Below are 21,369 nucleotides of genomic sequence, written 5' to 3'. Positions count from 1 at the left end.
CTCTACTCATTAGAATTTCACACTATCCTTCCACACATACATAAGCATTAGGTGAATGACTATCATTCAGTTTTTCTCAAAAATGAACCTACCTTTTCAGACAGGTTCATCTCACTATTTCTTTATATGTAGTGCATGTGTTAAAAAATCTAGTACTTCTGCCTTTTGTAGCTCGACTTGCTCATCATCTTTATGATCATATAAATAAACTTGTTCCGCTGCTGACTCAACAAGAGCGATAAATAACTTCGCTGTTCGCTCCGCATGAACCGAATCACGAATTTCACCAGCTTCTTTCGCCTCATTTAAAAACTCGCTTAGCCACATATAAAGAGGCTCATACACAGCTTCCCATTCTTTTATATGTTCTGTAGATGCAAGACCCGCATACATTAAAGCTTGTATTTCACGATATTCCGCTATAAAGTGAAACACCGCATCTATTACTTGCGTCACTTTATTTGAGAAAAGCGCATCGTTTTGCACTTTTTCTTTCACTGCCAGTATCATCTTTTCAACCATCACTTCTGCTATTGCAGGCATAACAGATAACTTAGAAGGAAAATATAAATAGAAAGTTCCTTGTGCAATGCCAGCTAATTTCACGATATCAGAAATCTTCGTTTTTTCAACGCCCTTTTCCTGAAACACTTCAATAGCTGCATAGACAATTTTCTCTTTTTTATTCATCATCTAAACCCTTTCAAACGCGTATTGAATGACTGTCACTCATTTTATAAAACAACTAGCTGTACTGTCAATTATCGTGCACTTTTTATAACAAAAATCTCCTAACGACTTGTTAGGAGATACAATATATTTTTACGACAGAGCCTTTAATCCTGTCACTCCGCATACAATAAGAGCCACACTAATGATACGTGCTTTACTTTTCGACTCACCGAACAGAAACATGTTTAATAAAACGGCACCTGCTGTTCCAATACCAATCCAAACCGCATATGCGACACTTACTTGTAAGAATAAGAAAGATGTATACAAGAATGCAAAGGAAGTTGCAAACCCGCCTATATAAAGCGCACCATTTGCTAATGTTTTATCTTTACTATACATTTTCAGACCGATCACACCGACTATTTCACTAATTGCAGCACAAAATACGAAAAACCAACCCATCTTTAAACAGCTCCTTCCACAGTTTCTTCTTTATTATCAGCTAACTTTAAACCGATAACGCCAGCTACAACCATCACGATGAAGAATAGTTTTCCTACGCTGAAGCTCCCGCCGAAAAGGAATACATCCATTAAGAAAGTACCTACCGTACCAGCTCCAGCAAAGATGGCATATACAGTTCCTGTCGCAAGATGTTCACACGCTTTAGTAAGAAAGTGAAAATCAACAGCGATAACTCCTAAAATAATAATCCAATGCCACCAAGTATCGGCCGTATTAAAACCAAACACCCAAAAAATTTCAAAGATACATGTTAATATGACATATAACCAAGCTCTATTTTTCATACCTCTCACCTCTTATGACTGACTATCAGTCATTTTTGTTTTAAAAAAATATTCTCTTTCATCACTACTATATATAAACAACTATCATCCTCATTTACCATTATATTTGTTCCATTTCCAAGCTAACTGCATCCTGTCACACAAAATGAATGAATGTCATTCATAAATATTGTACATGAATATTTTAAGAACTGTCAATGCCGAAAGATTATTTAAAATTTCTTTCATCCGATTTGTATATTTCCTAATAATCTGTCAATACTGCTAGTAACATAATATTTTCTCCACTCCCCCTTGGAGAGATCCCTTTAATAGAGCAGTTAGCGTTTGCTAGCTGCTCTTTTTTATTTGCCAACACACTATAAGATCAAATCCATTTTCATCATATATATGTTTTCTATTTATTTTCCAAAGAGGCCTTGTATGCACTAATCTTATTCTCAAGCATCTTCTCTGTAATGACTAAGTTTTCTCTTTGCATCTGAATAGATTTCCTATGATCTTCTAGGAGCTGTAAGCGAGCTTCAGTTGTATGCTCCCCTTCTAAATATAACCTAGCATATTCTCTTATTTTCGCTATTGGCATTTGCGTTTGTTTTAATTTCATGACAAACTGCAACCACTTTATATGTGACTCTTCATAAAGTCGATTCCCATTTGTATCGCGATTTGCAATTAATATATTTTCCTTTTCATAATAACGTAGTGTATGTGTACTCACTCCTATTAATTTAGCCACCTCGCTAATTGTGTACATACTCTAACTCCCTCCACATGCTTATCCTCATATATTTTATAGCCTTATCAAATTTATAAAAAACATTTGACTTAGAGTATACTCTAACAAATAAAATCTAACCATAATATAATTATTTGAACTTAGGGGGATTTTAGATGAAATACACTGTTATTACTGGCGCTAGTTCTGGAATTGGCTATGAATCGGCTTTAGCCTTTGCATCTCGCGGAAAGAACTTAATACTTGTCGCTCGAAGACAAGAAGAATTAGACGGATTAAAATTAAAAATTAACGAAATGAATCCAGAATTGGATGTTGTTATTCGAAGAACTGATTTATCTATCACGGAAAATGTTTATAAGCTTTATGAAAGCCTACAAGCCTTTCAAATTGAAACGTGGATTAACAACGCAGGGTTTGGTAATTTCGCCTCAATTGCTGAACAAAATTTAAATAAAATTGAAACGATGTTACATGTAAATATAGAAGCACTAACAATACTCTCTTCCCTTTTCGTTCGAGATTATTCCACGGTTGATGGCACACAACTTATTAACGTTTCATCAGGCGGTGGATACACAATTGTTGCTGATGCTGTTACGTATTGCGCTACGAAATTCTACGTAAGTGCATTTACAGAAGGTTTATCTCACGAATTGAAAGAACAAGGTGCAAAACTACAAGCAAAGGTTTTAGCACCTGCTGCAACTGAAACAGAATTTGCAAAACGTTCATTGGATATTGATGAGTTCCAATACGATAATGTTGTACCGAAATTCCACACTGCAAAACAAATGGCACAATTTATGCTTGATCTTTACGACAGTGATAAAGTTGTAGGGCTTGTCGATGGTTTCACTTATAACTATGAGCTTAAAAATCCCATTTTTAATTTTGCAGTAAGAAAAACGAATTCAAGTTCTTAATTCCTCTAAAATATAGAGTCCCACTATTACGCAAATAATAGTGGGACTCTATATTTTACCCAACATACCGAATCATCGCCACCTCATCACAATAATCCACCTTTGGACAATGTCTACAATCAATCCATACTTTCTCTGGTAACGCCTCTCTATTCACAAAATCAAACCCGCACTTTTGAAAAAATTCCGTTTCATATGTTAAAGAAATGACTCTATTTACTTTTATTTTCGCTGCCTCATTGATTACATGGTTCACTAACATACGCCCGATTCCTTTCCCTGCATATGTATGCGAAACGACTAACGACCGGACTTCTGCAAGGTCCTCTCCTAACACATGTAAACCAGCAACTCCAACAATTTCTTCCCCTTCTTTCATAACATATAGACATTGTAAATATTGATAGAGAGACAAAAGCGAACGTGGTAAAACAACTCCCTCTTTTGCATAAGCTTCAATGAGACTATAAATTTCTTTCACATCACTCGTAACCGCATTAAAGATTTTCATATTTTATCCCCTTGTCCCCGATATTAATATTTATAAACATAAATGAATTTTAATACACATTTTTATATAATAATACATCTCTCCTTTCTCCCCGTCAATTACTTTATACAAACAAAAAACCAAGCAATCTAATCGATGCTCGGTTCCTCATTTCGTATCGGTAATACGGTCGAATATTTAATTTCACGAAGGGCTAAACTCGTCTGTATCCTTGTGATACCAAGCTTGTTCAGCTTTCTAATAAACTGCTCTAGTTCTTTACGATCACGATTTGCAACCTTTAATAAATAATCATATTCTCCTGTTAAGCAGTGACATTCTAACACTTCCGGCATCGATTCTAATTCTTTTTCCAACACGTCAAGTTTATCCGATTGATGAATATTTGTACTCATAAAAATGAAGCATAACAAATCAAAACCAAGCTTTTCTTGATTTAAAATGGCTACTTGCTTATCAATGAACCCTTCTCCATCTAATCTTTTTATTCTCGCATGCATCGCAGCTGGTGATAAATTAACGCGTCGCGCAAGCTCTGCATTACTTACTTGTGATTCCTTCTGCAATATATCTAAAATTTGTACATCTAAATCATCTAACACTTTAATAACTGACGACTCCATCAAAATTCCCCCTTTTTATTACCGATGATTATTCGAAAAAACACCTTATAATCTATATGAAACTGAATATATTTCCGTAAATAGCATTCAAAACAAAATATCTTATCGACTTTTTCCCATTATACAAAAGAATATATTACATAATAAAGAAAAATGCTAAAATTATTTACAATTCACATTGATTACAACAAAGGGGATTTTAGTATGCCTTATTTTTATGTCTTTTTACTATTACTAACGAGCTTATTATGGGGAGGAAATTTCGTCGTTGGAAAATCGCTCGTTGATCACGCGTCTCCGATGACACTTACAAGTTTAAGATGGATGATTGCGATTGTTTGTTTATTACCGATGGTTTGGTTTAAAGAAAAGAAAATCATTCCACCTCGTGCTGCAATACTTCCGTTAATACTAATGGGGATTTCAGGGGTCGCTCTTTTTAACATCTTTCAATTTCTAGCACTAGAAAAAACATCCGCAACGAATGTAGGGCTTATTTCTACATTAAATGCGATTTCCATTGCACTATTTTCAGTATTTTTTCTAAAAGAAAAAGTAAATACACTTCAAATTCTATCCATGATTCTTTCATTCTTTGGGGTTATTCTTGTCCTATTAAAAGGTAACTTTGCACTTTTATTTTCACTACATTTTAATAGTGGTGATTTATGGATGCTTGCGGCTGTTTGTATTTGGGGCATGTATTCTGTTTGCAGTAAATGGGCAACAAAAACAACTACACCGCTCATGGCAACATTATACTCTGGTATTTTAGGTGTTATTTTATTACTGCCATTTAACATTGGGAGCTTCACTGTTACAAATATAAATACTTCTTTCATCACATCCATTTTATATACAGGGCTTATTTCAACAGTTCTTTGTATGGTATTTTGGAATGTTGGCGTACAAAAATTAGGAGCAACTACATCTGGCATTTTTCTAAACTTCAACCCGATTTTCACAGCTATTTTAGCATTCCTTTTCCTCGGTGAAGAACTAACGTGGATACAAATTTTAGGGACAATGATCGTTGTGACAGGATGTTATTTATTTTCCCATTTCAAAACGGTTGCTGTTCAGCCAACTAGAGCTTTAATGCGAAAGCATTCTTAATGAAAAAACATCGTCATCTGAGTGGCGATGTTTTTATTTACTCTTCATTTCTTTTATATACTGCTTTTCCTCTTCTGGTGTTAAACGTTCCGTTGCCTTGCCAGTATCTCCACCTTGAAGGCTCCATAAAAAGTTATGCTCCTCAACAGTTTGAGAAAAATCTCCTGTTTCCCATCTATTTATAATAGAAAATAACTTCATTTTATATTGAAAACCTGTACTATTTTCAATATCTCTTTTCACATTAGAAATTTCCTTGTTCGTCATTTCTACAAATCCCCATTTTTCAGAGGATTTTACCTTTTGGTGTACCATTTTGTGCATAGTAGAAATAATTTCACCTTCACTAATTTGTGGAGCTTCTTCTGCAACTTTCTTCTCTTTTTCATTTGCCGCTTGCTGGGTTTGAATATTTTTATTTTCTTTTTCCACATATGCCAGCAATTTCTTTCCGCCAACTATAGACGAGATAATTACCATAATTGTAATGCATATACCTACGATCCATTTAAAAAGCATTAGCTCTTCATCGATTCCTTAACAATATAACTGTCTACATACTGCTTAAACTTCACGATTTTTCCGTTTTCCAGCTGCCATACGTGAACAAAATCTGCTTCAAATGATTTTCCCGTTTCTTTATAAACTCCTGAATAAACACCTTCCGCAATAATTACATCTTTTGCGTTTACTTCATGGTACATATTTACTCTCGCTTTATAATCATCCCATTCTGATCCTAATCGGCTAAATACATTTTCCATTATCGCTTCCAAACCTATATAAGTTCCCCCATACGGGAATCCTTCTGCCTCTGTCCATTCTACTTTTTCAGAGAGGGCTTCTGCTAAATGTTTTGCATTCGAAGAAGCCGATCCTTCATATGTACTTCGAATAATTTCTAAATTTGATTTAGGCATGTTACTTCCTCCCATTCTATTTATTTTTTGCACAAGGTGTAACTAATATCGTTACACCTTGTACAAAAAAATATTTAAATTGTTTTATTCTTAATCCACACGTTGTAATCATTATAGTTACAATTATGATTCAAGTCAACAATTTATAAATAAGTTTACTTCGTTTTCATTACTTTCTCTTTTAAGAAACGATCTACATATCCTTCTGCTTTTACAACGAATAAATACGCACCCATTGCTAGTAATGCAAGATCTAATTCATATCCTGGATTCTTTCCATCTCCTAATAAACCTGCTGCTCCATTTACCTTTACGATAGCTCCAGCTAAAATAAGTGCAAATAACAATCCTACATATTTTACGCCTAAACCGATAATTAATAAGATGCCACCAACTAATTCCACAGTTGCCACGCCATACGCAAGACCACCCGGTAAGCCGATACTTGTAAACCATCCTGCTACGTTATCAATTCCTGATTGAAACTTCGCTAAACCGTGCGCAAAGAATGTCACTCCTAACACGATGCGAATAATTAAATTCCCAATATATTGGTTCATTTTGAACTCTCCTTTTTGTTTCGTTATGGTAAACTTTTATTTACAAGTCAAAACAATACGGTATTTCATTTCATTCGTCAAATACTTTTTTAAAGAAAACAAAAAACATTATCCCTTTTACGGATAATGTTTTCTTGCAAAATAGCGCTAATTCAAGCTTTTACTCTATTGCACAAAAAAGTTGAAACATTTTTCCAGCGCCAACATACGGCAATAAAGACAAGTCCTCTTCTACAACCATTCCAACAACATTCACTTTTTCATCTACAGGCAAATCATGTTTGGCAACTTGCATCTCTCCAGCATATCTACCGTATAATTCATTATCAATTGTAATGCTACCTTTCTTTCTTACAATGGTATGCATCGGCTGTACAATCACCTTGTTTTCTTCTCGTGATTCTACAGAGCGAATGACATCACGAGCTGGATCTAGTCTATTTGTATGCACTTGTTCTACCATCTTTAATACTTCATTTTTCTCTATCAATGGCTCATACCGCAGCGGAATAATTCCTCTACTCGCACTCGCTATCTCTTGTACACTTTCTACACTTCCGCTTATATCCCCGATTAACACCTTATCAACACCACAATCTTGTACAAGTTCTAAGTACGCTTCAAGTGGGCGCATATTACGGTGTTTTTCTAACGTTGGTAAGCCTTCATATAGCGGACCACGTTTTTCACCGTCTCCCGGAATAAATGCCATCGTTTTTATTCCGCACTCATGTAAGTATTCGTTTTGTTTTTGTAAGAAAGACTTTGCTAGTCCTGTTTCTGGACGTGGATAAAAATTATGCCATGCTTCCACATTCTCTACCTGTATCTTTTCAGTGATTAGCTCTTTCCAAAATGAATCCGTAATCGTACTCGCATTTAAAGCTACTTTCATTTTATGGGATACGCGTGCGATTTCTTTCGGTGTGATGCCATAGTCCATTCGTAAACCAGTAATGCCCCAGTTTACTAACTCTTCGACATTTTCGTACGTCATACCTAAATGGTGTAACGATTTTGGAGAAATATCGACCATTAATTCCATTTCATTTTCGAGAGCTTGCTTTCCAAGTATTTGAATTAACTCTTTATACGTATTTGGATCATCTTCTGGAATGTGCAATGATGTAAAAATAGATATAAATCCGTTTTCCTTCGCTACTTTTAGCCACTCTTCTTGTTTCTTTACTCGTTCTTTTGCAAGATAAATTGAAACTCCTATCATATGAATCTCCCTTTCTATGAATAGAAAAAGAGAAAGGAATCCCTTTCTCTATATGTTTTCTGCCATTTCTTCTTTGAATCCGAAGAAGTACGTAAAGATGAATCCGAACGTATATGCCACTACTAATCCAAGGAAATATAATAAATATTTATTATCAGCAATTAACGGAATTAAAGATAATCCTGATACGCCAATTCCAAGTGCCGCTGTTTTCATAACTGCTTGGAATGCACCGCCGACAGCTGCACCTAAACAAGCGGTAAGAAACGGTTTCCCAAGTGGTAATGTAACCCCGTATAATAACGGTTCGCCAATCCCTAAAAAGCCAACTGGTAATGCACCTTTAATTACGTTACGAAGTCGTTTGTTTTTCGTTTTTACAAAAATCGCAATCGCTGCTCCTACTTGCCCAGCGCCAGCCATCGCGAGTACTGGTAATAACGGTGTTACGTGCGTTTGATTAATAAATTCCATATGAATTGGTGTTAAGCCGTGATGCAATCCGACCATAACGAGAGGTAAAAATGTTCCCGCAAGCACAGCTCCCGCAAACGCTCCGCCAATACTTAAGATAGCATTAATTCCGCTTGTAATCCCTTCAGATAAGAAACCTGCAACTGGCTGAATTGCTAACATCGTTACGATACTTACAACTAACACAGTAATGAGTGGTGTCACAATAATATCAACTGCATTTGGTACTGCTTTTCGAACTTGTCTTTCCACTACAACCATAAGCCATGCTGCAAAAATAACTGCAAACAATCCGCCCCGTCCGGGTACGAGCGCTTCACCGAATAATTTTACATTCGCCATCGCTGGGTTAAAAATTAATATACCAGCAATTGCCCCAAGAACTGGTGTCCCGCCAAATTCTTTCGCTGTATTCCAGCCGACTAAAATGCCTAAGAATGTAAATATACCGCCGCCAATTAAAAGTAACATTTGTAGCCACGTTGCATTCGGATCAGCACCTGCATTTTTCGCAAAGTTAGCAACCCCGTTTATAATTCCTGATGCAACAAGACCAGGTATTAACGGAATGAAAATACTTCCTATTTTTCGTAAAAAGTTTTTCACTGGCGTATTATTTTTCTTCTTTCTCTCTGACTTCATCTCTTGTCCAAGGTCTTCAAGGTGATGATCTGCCACCTCACCAATTCGCAGTCCCGTTAAACCTTCCATTTCAGCTGCTACTTTATTTACTGTCCCTGGTCCAACAACAACTTGAAGCGTCTCATCTTCAATAACGCCCATAACCCCTTCAACCTTTTTCAAAAGGTCCATATTCACTTTACTTTCATCATGAAGCGTTAATCGCAGTCTCGTCATACAATGAGCAATGCCACGAATATTCTTTACTCCCCCAAGTTGCTCTGAAATTTCTTTGGCCATTCTCTCTTCTTTCTTCATAATAGAATCCCCCTCCCTATTACTTTATAATGCCTTCTTCACAAACCCTTTCGCTTCTTTTAATTTTTCCAGTGCTTCCCCATACTCACACTGCAATAACACCATAACAATCGCAGCTTTTACATTACGTTCTGCTTTTTCATAATACTCTGCTGCTACTTCATAACTAACACCTGTTGCTTCCACAATAATTCGTTTTGATCGTTCTACTAACTTTTCATTTGTGGATTGAACATCTACCATTAAGTTTTTATATATTTTCCCCACACCAATCATAGATGCTGTTGAAATCATATTCAGTACTAATTTTTGCGCTGTACCAGCTTTCAAACGCGTTGAGCCTGTTAAAATTTCTGCGCCTGTTTCTACTTCCACATTTAGTTTTGCATATTTACTTATTTCAGCATTTTTATTACAAGAGACACTTGCTGTACTTGCTCCCACGCTAGCCGCGTACTTCAAACCACCAATTACATAAGGAGTGCGACCACTTGCCGCAATTCCAATCACTGTATCTTTCTCGTTTAATCCAATACTTTTTAAATCTTCTTCCGCTAACTCTTCGCGGTCTTCGGCACCTTCCACCGCTTTGGTAAACGCTTTCAATCCACCTGCTATAAATCCTTGCACCATTTTATCATCGGTACCAAATGTCGGTGGACATTCCACTGCGTCCAGAATACCTAAACGACCACTCGTACCAGCCCCAATGTAAATTAATCGGCCTTCTTTTTCAAAAGATTGAATAACAACCCCTACAACCTTTTCAATTTCTTCTATTTCATTTTCAACTGCTAACGCAACAGTTCGATCTTCTTGATTCATATTTTGTAACACTTCTTTTATGCTCATCTCATCTAAATTCATCGTCTTCTCATTACGATGTTCTGTCGATAAATTTTCTAACATATTCCCACCCTCTTTGAAATTTAATTTCATACTTTTATTATAACTTCAAGAAATTTAAAATCAATATTACTTTATTATTTTATGAAATTTTATTTCTCTTCATGACAAATTTATCCCACTTTAACTGGCAGTAAGACCCCCACCTCAAATTCAGCGAAAGCAAAGAAGATAGGTGGGGGATGAACCCCCCCCACTTATTAAAGTTTCACTTTATGTCAGTATGCAAAAAAAGATGGGTTTCCCCATCTTTTCATTTTAACTTCCGTAACCGCAGAGCTTCTTCTCTTGTCTCCATAAATTGATCCAACACTTTATTACCAATACGATTAAAAGTAATCACATATAAAGCATCAATCATATTCAGTTGTGTCATTCTTGAAGCAATACTCGCAATACGATGATCTTGCTCTACATCTGGCATACAAAGACGAATATCCGCCTCTTTATATAACGGTGATGATTGATCGAGCTTCGTAATTCCGATAACTGTTGCACCTTGTCTCTTCGCATACTGCGCCATTTCAAGTACATCTTTCGTACGACCAGATGTTGAAATCGCAACAAATATATCGCCCTCTTTTAAATTCGTCACAAGCGGCAACATCATATGAAAATCAGATAGCATCATCGCCGTAAATCCGAGTCGTGTAAATTTATAAGCCCCGTCCATCGCCGGTGTAGCCGACCCTCCTACTCCGTAAAATATAATTTTATCCGCATTTACAATAAGATCCGCCGCTTTCTCAAGCTCCTTCTTATCAATAGCAGTAACGCTCGCCTCAATTGCAGCTTTATTCACATACGTAACTTTATTAAATAAATCGTACGGTCCATCTTCCGTATTCATCACTGAAAAATCATTAATATTATAATCAGCAATCGTCAATTCACGAACGAGCGCGATTTTAAATGCTTTAAAACTTCCGATTCCAATCGATTTACAAAAGCGAACAACACTTGCTTCACTTGCACCTGCATTCGTTGACACTTCTTTCGTCGTTAAGTTCGGAACAATCTCTGCATTCTCCATTATGTACATGGCAACCTTCTTTTCAGCTGGTGAAAATTGATCCATATTACTTTCAATTTTAAATAGTAATGTTGAAGCTTTCACTATTTAACCTCCACTTCTTACGGTTGCTTATATTCTTTAATCTCATTTGTATCATATAAATAAAAACCATCATTACCAGGTGGATGGTGAACAATTACAGTTCGATCCCCTTTTTTATATGACGTTATTTCACCTTCAGATTGCTGTTTTTCCCATCCACGTATCCAAATTGCAAAGTCAGGTACAAAAGCAGTGTACTTATAGTCTTTCGGATTTTCGTCTTCTACGTAGGAAGAAATAATAGAAACCGGAAAATCTTTCACTTTTGATTCTTTCCATGCAGTAAATGGTATACATACTGCAATAAGTACGATTACACCGATAACCTTCTCCTTCGTAATCTTCATACATTTTCTCCCCTCGACTTATCATATACGTAGATTTTACCATAATTACAACCTATTCAAGCTAATGACTATTGCTTTTTCCAATAAAAAAAGAGCTTACCTACATTAGATAAGCTCTTCCTCTCTATACAAAATACTTCTTCAAAAGCGGCGGCGTAATAATCGTCGTTAATATAACAACAATAACAATCGCTGTGAAATTTTCTTTCGCTAATAAATTCGCCGCAAGTCCATTCGCTGCGATGATAAGCGCCACTTCTCCGCGCGAAACCATCCCCGCACCGATACTAATAGAAGATTGAAGGTTGAACCCTGTCAGTCTTGCTCCTAAACCTGATCCGATTAACTTTGTGAAAATCGCGATAAGCGTCATGATGATAATGAACCAAAGCTGACTTCCGATACCTTGAAATGTAATTTCCATTCCAATACTTACGAAGAACACTGGCACAAATATCGCATACGCAATCGGTTCAATTTTATGTTCTACTTCGTGCTTATACTCTGTTTGAGAAATGGCAATTCCGGCTGCAAATGCTCCGATAATACCTGCAATTCCCATCATTTCACTGTAATACGAAAAAGAGAAACAAATAATAAGAGCTGCACTAATTAATGCCTCAGTTACACGAAGTGGCACGAGCATTTTCATAATCCAAGGAACAACTTTCCATGCGATAAAAACAATGCTGACAAAGAAAATAATTTTCTTTACGATAACAAGTGTTATATTCACATCTTGCGTTCCTAAAAAACTCATAACAAACGCTAATAAAATAACGACGATGACATCATCAAAGACGGCAGCACCTAAAATCGTTGTACTTTCTCTCGTATTCATTTTCCCTAAATCTCTTAGCGTTTGCACCGTAATACTAACTGACGTTGCGCAAAGTAGTAAACCTAAGAAAATTGCATGAGATTGTATTAATCCAAACAGTAGCCCTGTTACATAACCACCGATGAAAGGAAAAATAATTCCACCAGCCGCTACTGCAAATGATGATTTCAAATTCCGATTTAACTCTTCTAAATCTGTTTCAAGCCCTGCCATAAACATAAGCAGTAAAACACCAATCTCACTCAGTTCATCGATCAATTCAGAACTATTAATAATACCGAGTACAGCCGGACCGATAATAATACCGACAAGCAATTTACCAAGTACAGAAGGCTGGCCGAGTCTTACGCTAATATCGCCAGCTAATTTCGTACAAAGTAAAATGACAACAAGTTCAAAATAAAATAACATAGCATCTGCTCCTACTTTAACTTTAATGAGCGGGTCATTAACCCTCGTCCATTCCTGCCAGTAGTTTCCCCTATTCATTCGCATTTTATTTGTCACATTTTTATTTGACAAAATATTCTGAATTATAATAAACTTAATCCAGCAATTTTAAAAAACTACATACCATAACTGTACCTCCATTTACCTACATACTCTTTTCTAGTGGGCTCATACTATATTCGCAGTTATGGAAATGAAAAAACGGGGGGAGAGTCCAAAGTGAAGTCATTATTACGAAAAAAAGCGCTTAGTACTGAATCACCACGGCAGCTAGATAGAACATTAACTGCACTCGATCTAACATTTTTAGGAATTGGCGCCGTAATTGGGACAGGGATCTTTGTATTAACAGGTATTGTCGCAGCGAAACATTCTGGTCCTGGTATTATGCTATCATTCCTTATTGCTGCATTTACTTGTGCTTGTGTAGCCTTTTGTTATGCCGAATTTGCTTCTTCTATTCCTGTCTCAGGAAGTGTGTATACTTACGCATACATGACAGTCGGAGAAGTCGTCGCCTTCATCGTCGGCTGGTGTTTAATGCTCGAATATTTACTGGCAGTCGCGGCAGTAGCTGTCGGTTGGTCTGGTTATTTACAATCTTTACTACAAGGATTTAACATCCATCTGCCCGCCATAATCGCCTCGGCACCTGGCGTAGGAAAAGGTGGCATTATCGATTTACCGGCTGTTTGTATTTTACTACTCATTACGGGGCTTTTAAGTTTTGGTATACGTGAAAGTGCACGCATTAATAATATTATGGTTCTTATCAAGTTAGCTGTTATTATCGCCTTTATCGTAGCAGGCGCAAAATATGTAAAACCTGAAAATTGGACGCCGTTCATTCCGTTCGGATACGACGGTATCATTACTGGAGCTGCCACTGTATTCTTCGCCTTCTTAGGCTTTGATGCCATCGCAACCGCTGCGGAAGAAACGAAAAAACCACAGCGCGATTTACCAATTGGCATTATCGGTTCCCTTCTTATTTGTACTGTTTTATACATGATTGTATCTTTCGTTTTAACAGGTATGGTTCCGTATACACAATTAGATGTTTCTGATCCAGTTGCGTTTGCCTTACATTTCGTTGGCGAAGATACAATTGCAGGACTACTCGCTGTTGGAGCGATGACTGGAATGACAACCGTCCTCTTAGTCGTTATGTATGGACAAGTTCGCGTTTCATATGCGATGAGCCGCGATGGCCTACTTCCAAAAGCACTGGCACGTGTAAATAAAAGAGTAAAAGTCCCTTTATTAAACACATGGATTACTGGTGTTGTTGCCGCTTTATTAGCAGGACTTTTAGACTTACATTTACTAGCGAATTTAGTGAACATCGGTACGTTAACAGCCTTTACATTCGTTTGCTGCGCTGTACTTATTTTACGAAAAACACATCCTGACTTAAAACGCGGATTCCGCACACCTTTCGTACCTGTATTACCAATTGTCGCGATTCTTTGCTGTTTATATTTAATGATTAATTTGTCTAAAACGACATGGATTAGCTTTATAGCTTGGCTTATAGTCGGCTTATGCTTCTATTTCTTCTACTCTAGAAAACATAGTCATTTAGCTACTGAAAAAACAAAGGATGAAGAGAAAAAAGCATAACAAAATAGCTCGCCGATAAAACGGCGAGCTATCTTTCTGTATTATTATATTTTTTCGTTAACGATTGTAAAATGAAAAATATGCCGATGCAAGCTGTAAACGATGCCCAATTTCCTATTGGTGTAGAATATTTAAAAACGCCAATACCTACAAGCAATAGAAAAATAATCACCTGATATATAAGCTTCCACTTTTGCATATATTCCCTCCTTTACTTCGTTCCCTTCTTTTTCTTCTTCCACGCATTTACACTATCAAAGAAGAAATTAATAAATAACGTGCCTAAACCCGCTAATAAAAACGTCATTAAAAATAAAACCCATATACTTTTCTCTTTTAAGAAATAATATCCTACAAGGAGCACAACCGCGATCCATACATATTCAAGAATTCTTTTTAGCTTTTTCTCTTCCAAATTATTCGCTCCCTCATTCTATACTATTTTTAGTATAACAAAAAAGAAGCCTATCATGATAAGCTTCTTTTCTTCCCTCTTATTTGTTTATAATTTTTCAACTAGTGAAATCGCATACTCTAATGTGCGATTCATCGTATCTACTTGTGCATCTTTTACTTTCGCATCTTTTAATACAGCCTCTGCAACTGTAATTTTTTGCTGTAGTGATTTCACTGCACCATCCGTTACATTCGCATCTTGTGCTTTTTTCACTACCGCTTTTGCAGATTCAATATTGATTTGTAATTTTTCTTTCAGTGTTTTCGGTTGTTCTACTACTTTAGATTGTAAAAACGTTTGATTTGCAGTTTTTAATTCATTATACGTTTGAACGATTTGCTCTCCAGTACTTCCTACATTTTCAAATACTTGCTTTGCATTATTATAGCTTTTCTCTAATTCTTGAAATGCTTCCTTTGAGTATTGACCTGGCTTATCACCAAACTCATACGTACCAGCTAACACTTCTTTTACTTTCCCAAGTTCTTCATATAAAGCGTTTACTTCTTCTAACTTTGCACGGTTAGAAAACTCATTATATGCTGCTAATACTTCTGAAGAACTTAACGCTTTACTATATAATTTCGCAAGCGCAATTTGTCCATTTAACGGGATACCACCATTCCCGTTGCTATCTGGATCTGCACCAAGTGCAAATGGTACGTTCGGGTGATATACTTTCCCTGTAGCTGGTTGGCTATTTACTTTTTTACCATCTACGTAAATAGCTACTTCACTTCCATTATACGTTCCAGTTAAATGGTACGTTTTGTTTGCCGCTAATTGAACGCCAACACGCTTATAGCTACCGCCAATATGAGCCCATAATTCAACATATCCACTTCCTGTAGATTCAAAACCAATTCCACCAGATTCTGTATTTTGCAAAATACCTTGTCCACGGATTTGATTCATTGAAAATACCGTTTCTAACGTAAATGTATTTGCTACTTTTTCTTTTTGTGCTGCTGAAAATGGAAGGTATCCAAATGTATTAGATTGTCCGTTTAGCTTCATCACATTCTTTTTCAATGCTTTATCATATTCAATAGTCACATTGCCCTTCACATCACCTTTTGTACCAAATGGTGAATTGTCTTTAAATGTACCATCTGCAAAGTTTACATCAAAAACGTCCGCCTTTGGCACTTTTACATTCGGGTCAATATTATCTTTTTTCGTAGTGATTTCTGCTGTTAACGGCTGTACACTTTCATTGCCGAATGAATCAATCGCAACGACTTCAAGTAGATATGTTTTCCCGCCATCTAGTCCTGCAAGTGTAAATGTCAGTTCTTTCGGCACTGGATCACGATAAAACTCTGAGAATGCTAACAATTTATTCTTTATTTCTCCTGTTTGCTTATCTCTAGCTTGTACACGGTAGGAATGAACAAGAAGGTTGTCTAACGCTTGCTGGAATGTTACTGTTGCTGCATTTTCAGTTACATTTGATACTGATAACTTTGCATCTTTTGCAAAATAAGGCTTTTCTTTATCACGATCTTCTACATGTGTAAAAGTTTCTTTCTTTGATGGCAACTGAATTTTCCACGGTTCACCTGTCCAAGAATTCGTATGGAAATCACGGCGATTAATCGTTACTTCTTTATCATCTACTTCTACTAATAAACCTTGGCTTAATGTACTAGCTCCTGACGGGATATTTCCTTGTACTTTACCACCTTCAACCTCCATATAACTTACTGAAGATGTGCCAACTGATGTAAAGTCTTTTTGGTGAATCGATCTTGGATCATCTAGCGGATAGTGTGAATGGCCAGAAAACGTAATAACTTGTGGGTATTGTTTTAATACCTCATTAATTTTCGCACTATCCTTTGTTCCCCATTCTTGGCTACCGTATACTGTATCTTTAATATGCTGATGTAAAAATACGAAAATAGGTTTTTCCGGATCATCTTTTTGCGCCTTTGCCATCTCTTCTTTTAACCAATTAATTTGCTTGTCCGAATAATATCCATGAGTTGTTCCATCCTCTGGAGACATAACAAGGAAATGATAACCCTTTACCACATTATGATAATAAATTGATTTCATTCCTGTTTTTTCTAAGAAACGCTTCTGTGCTCCTTCTACAGATAAACCATTCCAATAATCATGATTACCAAGAGAGTTCATTCGTACCGCATCTTTATTTGCATTTTCATTATATACTTGCATAAAACGATCATATTGTTGTACCGATCCTGAATCAGTAAAATCTCCCACAATTACGAACGCATCTTGTTTAGGTGCAAGTGTATTAAGTTGCTCGATTGCTCGTTTCCAGCGAAACGTATCATCTGTTCCACTATTTTTAATATGTACATCACTTACAACTGGAAAAACTATCTTCTTCTCACTTGGTGCCTTTTCTTGCTTTTTCTCTTCCGCTTTGACTGATGTACTCCACGGAAATGATACGAATGCTAATACAAAAACCATTAATAATCCAATAAGACCTTTTACTTTTCGTAAAGCTGTTCTTTCCACGTAAATCCTCCTCATATAATAAATTAATTACAATGGTTATTGTATCGAACATATATTAACTTCATTTAAACTAAAAATGTATTTTGTTTAAATTTTGTAAATATACAGTCAATTTTATATTAAGTGCCACATTTACACAAAACAAGTACTTTTTGTCTAATAGATAACTAATTTTTTCCTATAAAAACTATTAAGAGATATGAGCCTATGAAACTATCACGATTTTATTTTTTTTGTTCATTCTTAACACATCGGCCATGCTGTTACATTTAATAATAATAAATACCTTTTTAAAAGGAGGGATTCCATTGAAGCCCCATAAAAACATCGGTTGTTTTGCTCCTTTATCTATCATTTGTCAACCTATTTGTCCCTGTCCTCCTCCTATTCCGCCACCTGAAAGATGTGATGCTGAACTCATTACTAATGAATTTGCTGGGGATATTCTTATCTCCAATGATTTTATTCCAATTTCCCAAAAACAACTAAAACAAACTTACTCCACAGTAACCATTTGGAAAAACGGTGGAATTGTTTCATTATCTGGTACTATCTCCATATATAACAATAGAAATAGTACTTCTGCATTATCAGTCCAAATAATCGGTTCTACCACAAATATTTTTACCGTTTTACCTGGAAACACCATTTCATACACAGGGTTTGATTTACTATCTGTTTCTATTATCGATATTCCATCAGATCCGTCTATTTACATTGAAGGGCGCTATTGTTTCCAATTAACTTATTGTAAATCAAAGCTAGATTGCCTATAACTACAAAAACTATCCTTTTGAATCTAATCAAAAGACTACAAAAAACGTGCAAACTAATAAATCGTTTGCACGTTTTTTTAAAATTTAAAAATCTATATACACTAAGATAAAGAGTATCGAATTGTCATACAAAATTCCCCAGTTTCAGCTGCTGCTGTACCAAGAATCGTAACAGTATCAAAACGACGAACTGTAAAAGATGCGCTACTTCCAGTTGCTACAACAATCGTTTCCAATGCTGTTCCTGCTATACCCCCAGTATAAAACACAAGTGTAACAGGTCCCGTCCCAGTATCTACTTTCAAATACCCCGATGCATAAATATCTTGAGATATATTATCTGCATAAATTACTTCAGCTGTTGCTGATGCAGTCCAGTCAATACAAACTTTATCTTGAACAATCGTTTTTTGCGAATTTGCACAACATGAAAGGTTAGTACTACAATTCCCCATCTTATTTTTCCCCTCTCTATGAAATTAAATAACGTGTAGTAATACAAAACTCTCCTTGGTAGGTTCCTAACGGAGTAGCTGGTGTCGTAATTTGAATAATATTAAAACGACGGAACGTAAACGCAATACTTGTTCCTTCAGAAACGGTAAATGATTGAATCGTTCCTCCGCCTGAATCGAGCACTGCCACTGTAATTTGGTTTGCAGGGCTCACACCCGGCCCGACATCGTAAGTTAAATAACCTGTTCCAACGATATTTTGATTCACATTATTCGCATACACAGTAAACGTACTAGCAGCGGCACTAGACCATGAATTACATACTTTATCTTGGACGAAGTTGCTACTATTATCCGAACAACACGTTAAAACTGTTCCTGAGCACTCACAAGCCATAGTCTTTCCCCTCTCTCTTACTTATTCCTTATATGTGTATGTCCCTCAGAGTCTTTTGCCTGTACTATTCATCTATTTTCAAAAAATATGCAAATTCCAGTACCAATGACTAGATAGATTCCGTTCTTTTTCTTTTTTTCATAAATTTATAGATTAAAATACCACCTACAACAATAACTACGACTACTAATATCGGTAACATGTACTGGCCAACAACATCCGCCGCTTTTGCCCAATGCGGACCTAATTTCATCCCAAAATAAATATACAAAGTCGTTAACGGAAACATTGCTACAAATGTATATATACTAAATTTCCATATGTTCATTTTCGCCATACCACATGGAACGGAAATAAGAGTTCGAACTCCCGGCACAAAGCGTCCAACAAACGCTACAACTGGCCCATACTTCTCAAAGAAATCATCTGCTTTTTGAATTTGTTCTTCTTTAATAAAGAAGTATTTCCCGTATTTTATTAATAGAGGACGACCACCGTAATAACCGAGTGCGTATAACGTTAACGGTCCTGTCGTTCCCCCCAGTGTCCCAGCTAATACAGCTAGCCAAAAATTCATATCTCCCTCGTATACCCAATATCCAACCATAGGCAAAACGACTTCTGCTGGAATAAATTCAAACGTTAAAGCCAGTACAACTCCAAAATATGAAAACTGCTTTAAAAACTCGATTATATCTAAAATAATTTGCTCCATATTTTTAACTCCTATCCAATATTTACATTATGTTTTTCTTGCAATTGCACTGGCGCCATTTTTACAATTCGGTTCAAAATGAATAATACAATTCCAATATCATCTAAAATACCAATAAACGGTAAGAAGTCTGGAATTAAATCGAGCGGCATCGCTACATACCCAACTAAAAAAGCAATAGATAAGATTTTCTTCTTTATTGAAACCTCTTTTGAAGTAAAAAAGTCAAATAGAAATGGAACAAAACGACGGACATGAAATACAACTCTTAATCTACTAATAAGTTTTTTCATTTTTATTTCTCCTCTCTTTGTATACAAAAAGGCCCCTACCAAGTATGGTAAGGGTCCTAAAAAAGACAAGAAGGGGCCTTTACCATTGCTGGTAAAGGTCTCACTAACAACGAAACGTTGCCAATAAAGCCGAGGGTTTCTCCCTGTAATGACGACTTTACTGTAATAAGTTACTCCCCTTTATATACACAATTTTATACAATCACATTAAAATATTTGCCTAAGCTTGTCAATATTTTTTTCATTCGACATCCAGATTATTACATTACAAAAGGCTCTCTTCCCTGTTCTCTATGGAAAGGAATTGGAGCATATGACCATCTGGATCATGAAATATTATGCTAACTTCTTCACCATGGCGCTTTTCTACAAATGATATTTGATAAAACGTTAACTTTTTCTTTAACCGCTCGATATTTGTAGTTTTTAGCAATAGTTCTTTCACTGATGAGATAACGGTCTCTCTATGTTCTCCCAGTCCCCTATTTACAACAAAACAAATTCTCGTTGAACCGATATCATACCACACACCTGTTACACGTATTTGCGGCCTCTCCTTGCTCGGTTTAAACCCTAGAATTCCTTCATAAAAATATAATGTTTCCTTTAAGTTTTTAGATTCTAATACGATACATGTTGTAACACTTTCCATCCGCACTCCCCCTGCCCCTTTTAGTTTTCTATATGAGTCATAATTTACAATTATGTACGAATACACTATGTAGTGATGAATATTTCATTTATAAAGGAGGCGTGTAACATGGATGAATTTATGAGATCCTACATACCTTTTCATGGCCCAAACGATCCTTGCCCTCCAATTGGAAAGAAATATTACTCAACTCCCCCACACCTATTTATGGGCTTTCAACCACCTAACCTACCCCAATTCCCACCAAAAGAAGCTTTACGAAAAGGAACTCTGTGGCCTGCTTTTTATGATTTTTATGAAAATCCTTATAAAAAAGGACGGTGAATA

At 36.2% G+C, this 21,369-nt stretch carries 28 protein-coding genes; 5 read left to right on the top strand and 23 right to left on the bottom strand.

Annotation, left to right across the window (positions count from 1 at the left end):
• Window positions 1-114 precede the first annotated feature (114 nt).
• The 4 genes from ACHZK0_RS04335 to ACHZK0_RS04320 all read right to left on the bottom strand — a co-directional run bounded on the left by ACHZK0_RS04335 (window position 115) and on the right by ACHZK0_RS04320 (window position 2,241).
• Window positions 115-693, bottom strand: a complete 579-nt coding sequence (locus ACHZK0_RS04335; RefSeq protein WP_262740860.1) for a TetR family transcriptional regulator — start codon at window positions 691-693, stop codon at window positions 115-117.
• 129 nt (window positions 694-822) lie between these two features.
• Complete coding sequence (locus ACHZK0_RS04330) at window positions 823-1,137, bottom strand: DMT family transporter (protein WP_000539674.1); 315 nt, start codon at window positions 1,135-1,137, stop codon at window positions 823-825.
• Between the two features lie 2 nt (window positions 1,138-1,139).
• On the bottom strand, window positions 1,140-1,484 hold the full coding sequence (locus tag ACHZK0_RS04325; RefSeq protein ID WP_262740861.1) for a DMT family transporter: 345 nt from the start codon (window positions 1,482-1,484) through the stop codon (window positions 1,140-1,142).
• Window positions 1,485-1,881: 397 nt separating this feature from the next.
• Complete coding sequence (locus ACHZK0_RS04320; protein WP_270340775.1) at window positions 1,882-2,241, bottom strand: MerR family transcriptional regulator; 360 nt, start codon at window positions 2,239-2,241, stop codon at window positions 1,882-1,884.
• A 137-nt stretch (window positions 2,242-2,378) separates the two neighbouring features.
• On the opposite strand from ACHZK0_RS04320, the gene ACHZK0_RS04315 reads away from it, so the two are divergent.
• Window positions 2,379-3,149 carry an SDR family NAD(P)-dependent oxidoreductase gene (locus tag ACHZK0_RS04315; RefSeq protein WP_395761192.1) on the top strand — a complete coding sequence of 257 codons (771 nt, stop codon included), beginning with the start codon at window positions 2,379-2,381 and terminating at the stop codon, window positions 3,147-3,149.
• A 55-nt stretch (window positions 3,150-3,204) separates the two neighbouring features.
• Here ACHZK0_RS04315 and ACHZK0_RS04310 read toward each other — a convergent pair whose 3' ends face one another.
• Complete coding sequence (locus ACHZK0_RS04310) at window positions 3,205-3,660, bottom strand: N-acetyltransferase (protein WP_073518840.1); 456 nt, start codon at window positions 3,658-3,660, stop codon at window positions 3,205-3,207.
• Window positions 3,661-3,788: 128 nt separating this feature from the next.
• Window positions 3,789-4,283, bottom strand: a complete 495-nt coding sequence (locus ACHZK0_RS04305; protein WP_048545677.1) for an Lrp/AsnC family transcriptional regulator — start codon at window positions 4,281-4,283, stop codon at window positions 3,789-3,791.
• A gap of 204 nt (window positions 4,284-4,487) precedes the next feature.
• On the opposite strand from ACHZK0_RS04305, the gene ACHZK0_RS04300 reads away from it, so the two are divergent.
• Window positions 4,488-5,399, top strand: a complete 912-nt coding sequence (locus tag ACHZK0_RS04300) for a DMT family transporter (RefSeq protein WP_395761191.1) — start codon at window positions 4,488-4,490, stop codon at window positions 5,397-5,399.
• Window positions 5,400-5,432: 33 nt separating this feature from the next.
• On the opposite strand, the gene ACHZK0_RS04295 is transcribed toward ACHZK0_RS04300, so the two are convergent.
• From ACHZK0_RS04295 to ACHZK0_RS04255, 9 genes are all read right to left on the bottom strand, one after another.
• Window positions 5,433-5,918, bottom strand: coding sequence for a PRK06770 family protein (locus ACHZK0_RS04295; protein ID WP_395761190.1), 486 nt, complete (start codon window positions 5,916-5,918; stop codon window positions 5,433-5,435).
• Window positions 5,918-6,319: a nuclear transport factor 2 family protein gene (locus tag ACHZK0_RS04290; RefSeq protein WP_262740867.1), complete on the bottom strand. Its 402-nt coding sequence runs from the start codon at window positions 6,317-6,319 to the stop codon at window positions 5,918-5,920. Before ACHZK0_RS04290 ends, ACHZK0_RS04295 begins: the two co-directional genes overlap by 1 nt.
• A gap of 155 nt (window positions 6,320-6,474) precedes the next feature.
• Window positions 6,475-6,879, bottom strand: coding sequence for a DoxX family protein (locus ACHZK0_RS04285; RefSeq protein ID WP_001077744.1), 405 nt, complete (start codon window positions 6,877-6,879; stop codon window positions 6,475-6,477).
• Between the two features lie 160 nt (window positions 6,880-7,039).
• Window positions 7,040-8,104: a DUF871 domain-containing protein gene (locus tag ACHZK0_RS04280; protein ID WP_395761189.1), complete on the bottom strand. Its 1,065-nt coding sequence runs from the start codon at window positions 8,102-8,104 to the stop codon at window positions 7,040-7,042.
• Window positions 8,105-8,152: 48 nt separating this feature from the next.
• Window positions 8,153-9,517, bottom strand: coding sequence for a PTS transporter subunit EIIC (locus tag ACHZK0_RS04275; protein WP_262740869.1), 1,365 nt, complete (start codon window positions 9,515-9,517; stop codon window positions 8,153-8,155).
• A 24-nt stretch (window positions 9,518-9,541) separates the two neighbouring features.
• On the bottom strand, window positions 9,542-10,426 hold the full coding sequence (gene murQ, locus ACHZK0_RS04270; RefSeq protein WP_262740871.1) for an N-acetylmuramic acid 6-phosphate etherase: 885 nt from the start codon (window positions 10,424-10,426) through the stop codon (window positions 9,542-9,544).
• A 250-nt stretch (window positions 10,427-10,676) separates the two neighbouring features.
• Entirely contained in the window at window positions 10,677-11,540 is an 864-nt protein-coding gene (locus ACHZK0_RS04265) for a MurR/RpiR family transcriptional regulator (RefSeq protein ID WP_088351129.1), read from the bottom strand.
• 17 nt (window positions 11,541-11,557) lie between these two features.
• Complete coding sequence (locus tag ACHZK0_RS04260) at window positions 11,558-11,887, bottom strand: outer surface protein (RefSeq protein ID WP_395761188.1); 330 nt, start codon at window positions 11,885-11,887, stop codon at window positions 11,558-11,560.
• A gap of 124 nt (window positions 11,888-12,011) precedes the next feature.
• Window positions 12,012-13,217: a cation:proton antiporter gene (locus ACHZK0_RS04255; protein ID WP_262740926.1), complete on the bottom strand. Its 1,206-nt coding sequence runs from the start codon at window positions 13,215-13,217 to the stop codon at window positions 12,012-12,014.
• Window positions 13,218-13,397: 180 nt separating this feature from the next.
• On the opposite strand from ACHZK0_RS04255, the gene ACHZK0_RS04250 reads away from it, so the two are divergent.
• Entirely contained in the window at window positions 13,398-14,801 is a 1,404-nt protein-coding gene (locus ACHZK0_RS04250) for an amino acid permease (protein ID WP_262740872.1), read from the top strand.
• 28 nt (window positions 14,802-14,829) lie between these two features.
• Here ACHZK0_RS04250 and ACHZK0_RS04245 read toward each other — a convergent pair whose 3' ends face one another.
• The 3 genes from ACHZK0_RS04245 to ACHZK0_RS04235 all read right to left on the bottom strand — a co-directional run bounded on the left by ACHZK0_RS04245 (window position 14,830) and on the right by ACHZK0_RS04235 (window position 17,754).
• Complete coding sequence (locus tag ACHZK0_RS04245) at window positions 14,830-15,000, bottom strand: hypothetical protein (protein ID WP_016716549.1); 171 nt, start codon at window positions 14,998-15,000, stop codon at window positions 14,830-14,832.
• Between the two features lie 12 nt (window positions 15,001-15,012).
• Window positions 15,013-15,216: a hypothetical protein gene (locus tag ACHZK0_RS04240; RefSeq protein ID WP_242253711.1), complete on the bottom strand. Its 204-nt coding sequence runs from the start codon at window positions 15,214-15,216 to the stop codon at window positions 15,013-15,015.
• A gap of 87 nt (window positions 15,217-15,303) precedes the next feature.
• Window positions 15,304-17,754, bottom strand: a complete 2,451-nt coding sequence (locus tag ACHZK0_RS04235; RefSeq protein ID WP_395761187.1) for a LamG-like jellyroll fold domain-containing protein — start codon at window positions 17,752-17,754, stop codon at window positions 15,304-15,306.
• Between the two features lie 308 nt (window positions 17,755-18,062).
• Between ACHZK0_RS04235 and ACHZK0_RS04230 the strand changes: the two genes are divergently transcribed.
• A complete protein-coding gene (locus tag ACHZK0_RS04230; protein ID WP_048545694.1) occupies window positions 18,063-18,530 on the top strand; it encodes an S-Ena type endospore appendage in 468 nt (155 codons plus the stop codon).
• Window positions 18,531-18,631: 101 nt separating this feature from the next.
• On the opposite strand, the gene ACHZK0_RS04225 is transcribed toward ACHZK0_RS04230, so the two are convergent.
• From ACHZK0_RS04225 to ACHZK0_RS04205, 5 genes are all read right to left on the bottom strand, one after another.
• Window positions 18,632-18,985, bottom strand: coding sequence for a DUF3992 domain-containing protein (locus ACHZK0_RS04225; RefSeq protein WP_132134254.1), 354 nt, complete (start codon window positions 18,983-18,985; stop codon window positions 18,632-18,634).
• Window positions 18,986-19,001: 16 nt separating this feature from the next.
• Window positions 19,002-19,382 carry a DUF3992 domain-containing protein gene (locus ACHZK0_RS04220; RefSeq protein WP_048545698.1) on the bottom strand — a complete coding sequence of 127 codons (381 nt, stop codon included), beginning with the start codon at window positions 19,380-19,382 and terminating at the stop codon, window positions 19,002-19,004.
• 109 nt (window positions 19,383-19,491) lie between these two features.
• Complete coding sequence (locus ACHZK0_RS04215) at window positions 19,492-20,097, bottom strand: DedA family protein (protein WP_270340785.1); 606 nt, start codon at window positions 20,095-20,097, stop codon at window positions 19,492-19,494.
• Window positions 20,098-20,108: 11 nt separating this feature from the next.
• On the bottom strand, window positions 20,109-20,390 hold the full coding sequence (locus ACHZK0_RS04210) for a YkvA family protein (RefSeq protein WP_000733843.1): 282 nt from the start codon (window positions 20,388-20,390) through the stop codon (window positions 20,109-20,111).
• A 265-nt stretch (window positions 20,391-20,655) separates the two neighbouring features.
• The gene (locus ACHZK0_RS04205; protein WP_262740877.1) at window positions 20,656-21,042 is read right to left on the bottom strand and encodes a VOC family protein; all 387 of its coding nucleotides are present in this window, start codon (window positions 21,040-21,042) and stop codon (window positions 20,656-20,658) included.
• A gap of 108 nt (window positions 21,043-21,150) precedes the next feature.
• Between ACHZK0_RS04205 and ACHZK0_RS04200 the strand changes: the two genes are divergently transcribed.
• On the top strand, window positions 21,151-21,366 hold the full coding sequence (locus ACHZK0_RS04200; protein WP_097818459.1) for a spore coat associated protein CotJA: 216 nt from the start codon (window positions 21,151-21,153) through the stop codon (window positions 21,364-21,366).
• Window positions 21,367-21,369: the final 3 nt, after the last annotated feature.

The organism is Bacillus sp. 3G2 (assembly GCF_044324725.1).
GTDB classification, from domain to species: Bacteria; Bacillota; Bacilli; order Bacillales; family Bacillaceae_G; genus Bacillus_A; species Bacillus_A mobilis.
Note: the sequence above shows the minus strand (reverse complement) of the source record. Positions and strands in the feature narration are given on the sequence as shown.

What these genes read in the sequence shown, in the direction of transcription:
- ACHZK0_RS04335 (WP_262740860.1), bottom strand. Translation starts at nt 693, where the DNA reads ATGATGAATAAAAAAGAGAAAATTGTCTATGCAGCTATTGAAGTGTTT.
- ACHZK0_RS04330 (WP_000539674.1), bottom strand. Translation starts at nt 1,137, where the DNA reads ATGGGTTGGTTTTTCGTATTTTGTGCTGCAATTAGTGAAATAGTCGGT.
- ACHZK0_RS04325 (WP_262740861.1), bottom strand. Translation starts at nt 1,484, where the DNA reads ATGAAAAATAGAGCTTGGTTATATGTCATATTAACATGTATCTTTGAA.
- ACHZK0_RS04320 (WP_270340775.1), bottom strand. Translation starts at nt 2,241, where the DNA reads ATGTACACAATTAGCGAGGTGGCTAAATTAATAGGAGTGAGTACACAT.
- ACHZK0_RS04315 (WP_395761192.1), top strand. Translation starts at nt 2,379, where the DNA reads ATGAAATACACTGTTATTACTGGCGCTAGTTCTGGAATTGGCTATGAA.
- ACHZK0_RS04310 (WP_073518840.1), bottom strand. Translation starts at nt 3,660, where the DNA reads ATGAAAATCTTTAATGCGGTTACGAGTGATGTGAAAGAAATTTATAGT.
- ACHZK0_RS04305 (WP_048545677.1), bottom strand. Translation starts at nt 4,283, where the DNA reads ATGGAGTCGTCAGTTATTAAAGTGTTAGATGATTTAGATGTACAAATT.
- ACHZK0_RS04300 (WP_395761191.1), top strand. Translation starts at nt 4,488, where the DNA reads ATGCCTTATTTTTATGTCTTTTTACTATTACTAACGAGCTTATTATGG.
- ACHZK0_RS04295 (WP_395761190.1), bottom strand. Translation starts at nt 5,918, where the DNA reads ATGCTTTTTAAATGGATCGTAGGTATATGCATTACAATTATGGTAATT.
- ACHZK0_RS04290 (WP_262740867.1), bottom strand. Translation starts at nt 6,319, where the DNA reads ATGCCTAAATCAAATTTAGAAATTATTCGAAGTACATATGAAGGATCG.
- ACHZK0_RS04285 (WP_001077744.1), bottom strand. Translation starts at nt 6,879, where the DNA reads ATGAACCAATATATTGGGAATTTAATTATTCGCATCGTGTTAGGAGTG.
- ACHZK0_RS04280 (WP_395761189.1), bottom strand. Translation starts at nt 8,104, where the DNA reads ATGATAGGAGTTTCAATTTATCTTGCAAAAGAACGAGTAAAGAAACAA.
- ACHZK0_RS04275 (WP_262740869.1), bottom strand. Translation starts at nt 9,517, where the DNA reads ATGAAGAAAGAAGAGAGAATGGCCAAAGAAATTTCAGAGCAACTTGGG.
- murQ (WP_262740871.1), bottom strand. Translation starts at nt 10,426, where the DNA reads ATGTTAGAAAATTTATCGACAGAACATCGTAATGAGAAGACGATGAAT.
- ACHZK0_RS04260 (WP_395761188.1), bottom strand. Translation starts at nt 11,887, where the DNA reads ATGAAGATTACGAAGGAGAAGGTTATCGGTGTAATCGTACTTATTGCA.
- ACHZK0_RS04255 (WP_262740926.1), bottom strand. Translation starts at nt 13,217, where the DNA reads ATGAATAGGGGAAACTACTGGCAGGAATGGACGAGGGTTAATGACCCG.
- ACHZK0_RS04245 (WP_016716549.1), bottom strand. Translation starts at nt 15,000, where the DNA reads ATGCAAAAGTGGAAGCTTATATATCAGGTGATTATTTTTCTATTGCTT.
- ACHZK0_RS04225 (WP_132134254.1), bottom strand. Translation starts at nt 18,985, where the DNA reads ATGGGGAATTGTAGTACTAACCTTTCATGTTGTGCAAATTCGCAAAAA.
- ACHZK0_RS04220 (WP_048545698.1), bottom strand. Translation starts at nt 19,382, where the DNA reads ATGGCTTGTGAGTGCTCAGGAACAGTTTTAACGTGTTGTTCGGATAAT.
- ACHZK0_RS04215 (WP_270340785.1), bottom strand. Translation starts at nt 20,097, where the DNA reads ATGGAGCAAATTATTTTAGATATAATCGAGTTTTTAAAGCAGTTTTCA.
- ACHZK0_RS04210 (WP_000733843.1), bottom strand. Translation starts at nt 20,390, where the DNA reads ATGAAAAAACTTATTAGTAGATTAAGAGTTGTATTTCATGTCCGTCGT.
- ACHZK0_RS04205 (WP_262740877.1), bottom strand. Translation starts at nt 21,042, where the DNA reads ATGGAAAGTGTTACAACATGTATCGTATTAGAATCTAAAAACTTAAAG.
- ACHZK0_RS04200 (WP_097818459.1), top strand. Translation starts at nt 21,151, where the DNA reads ATGGATGAATTTATGAGATCCTACATACCTTTTCATGGCCCAAACGAT.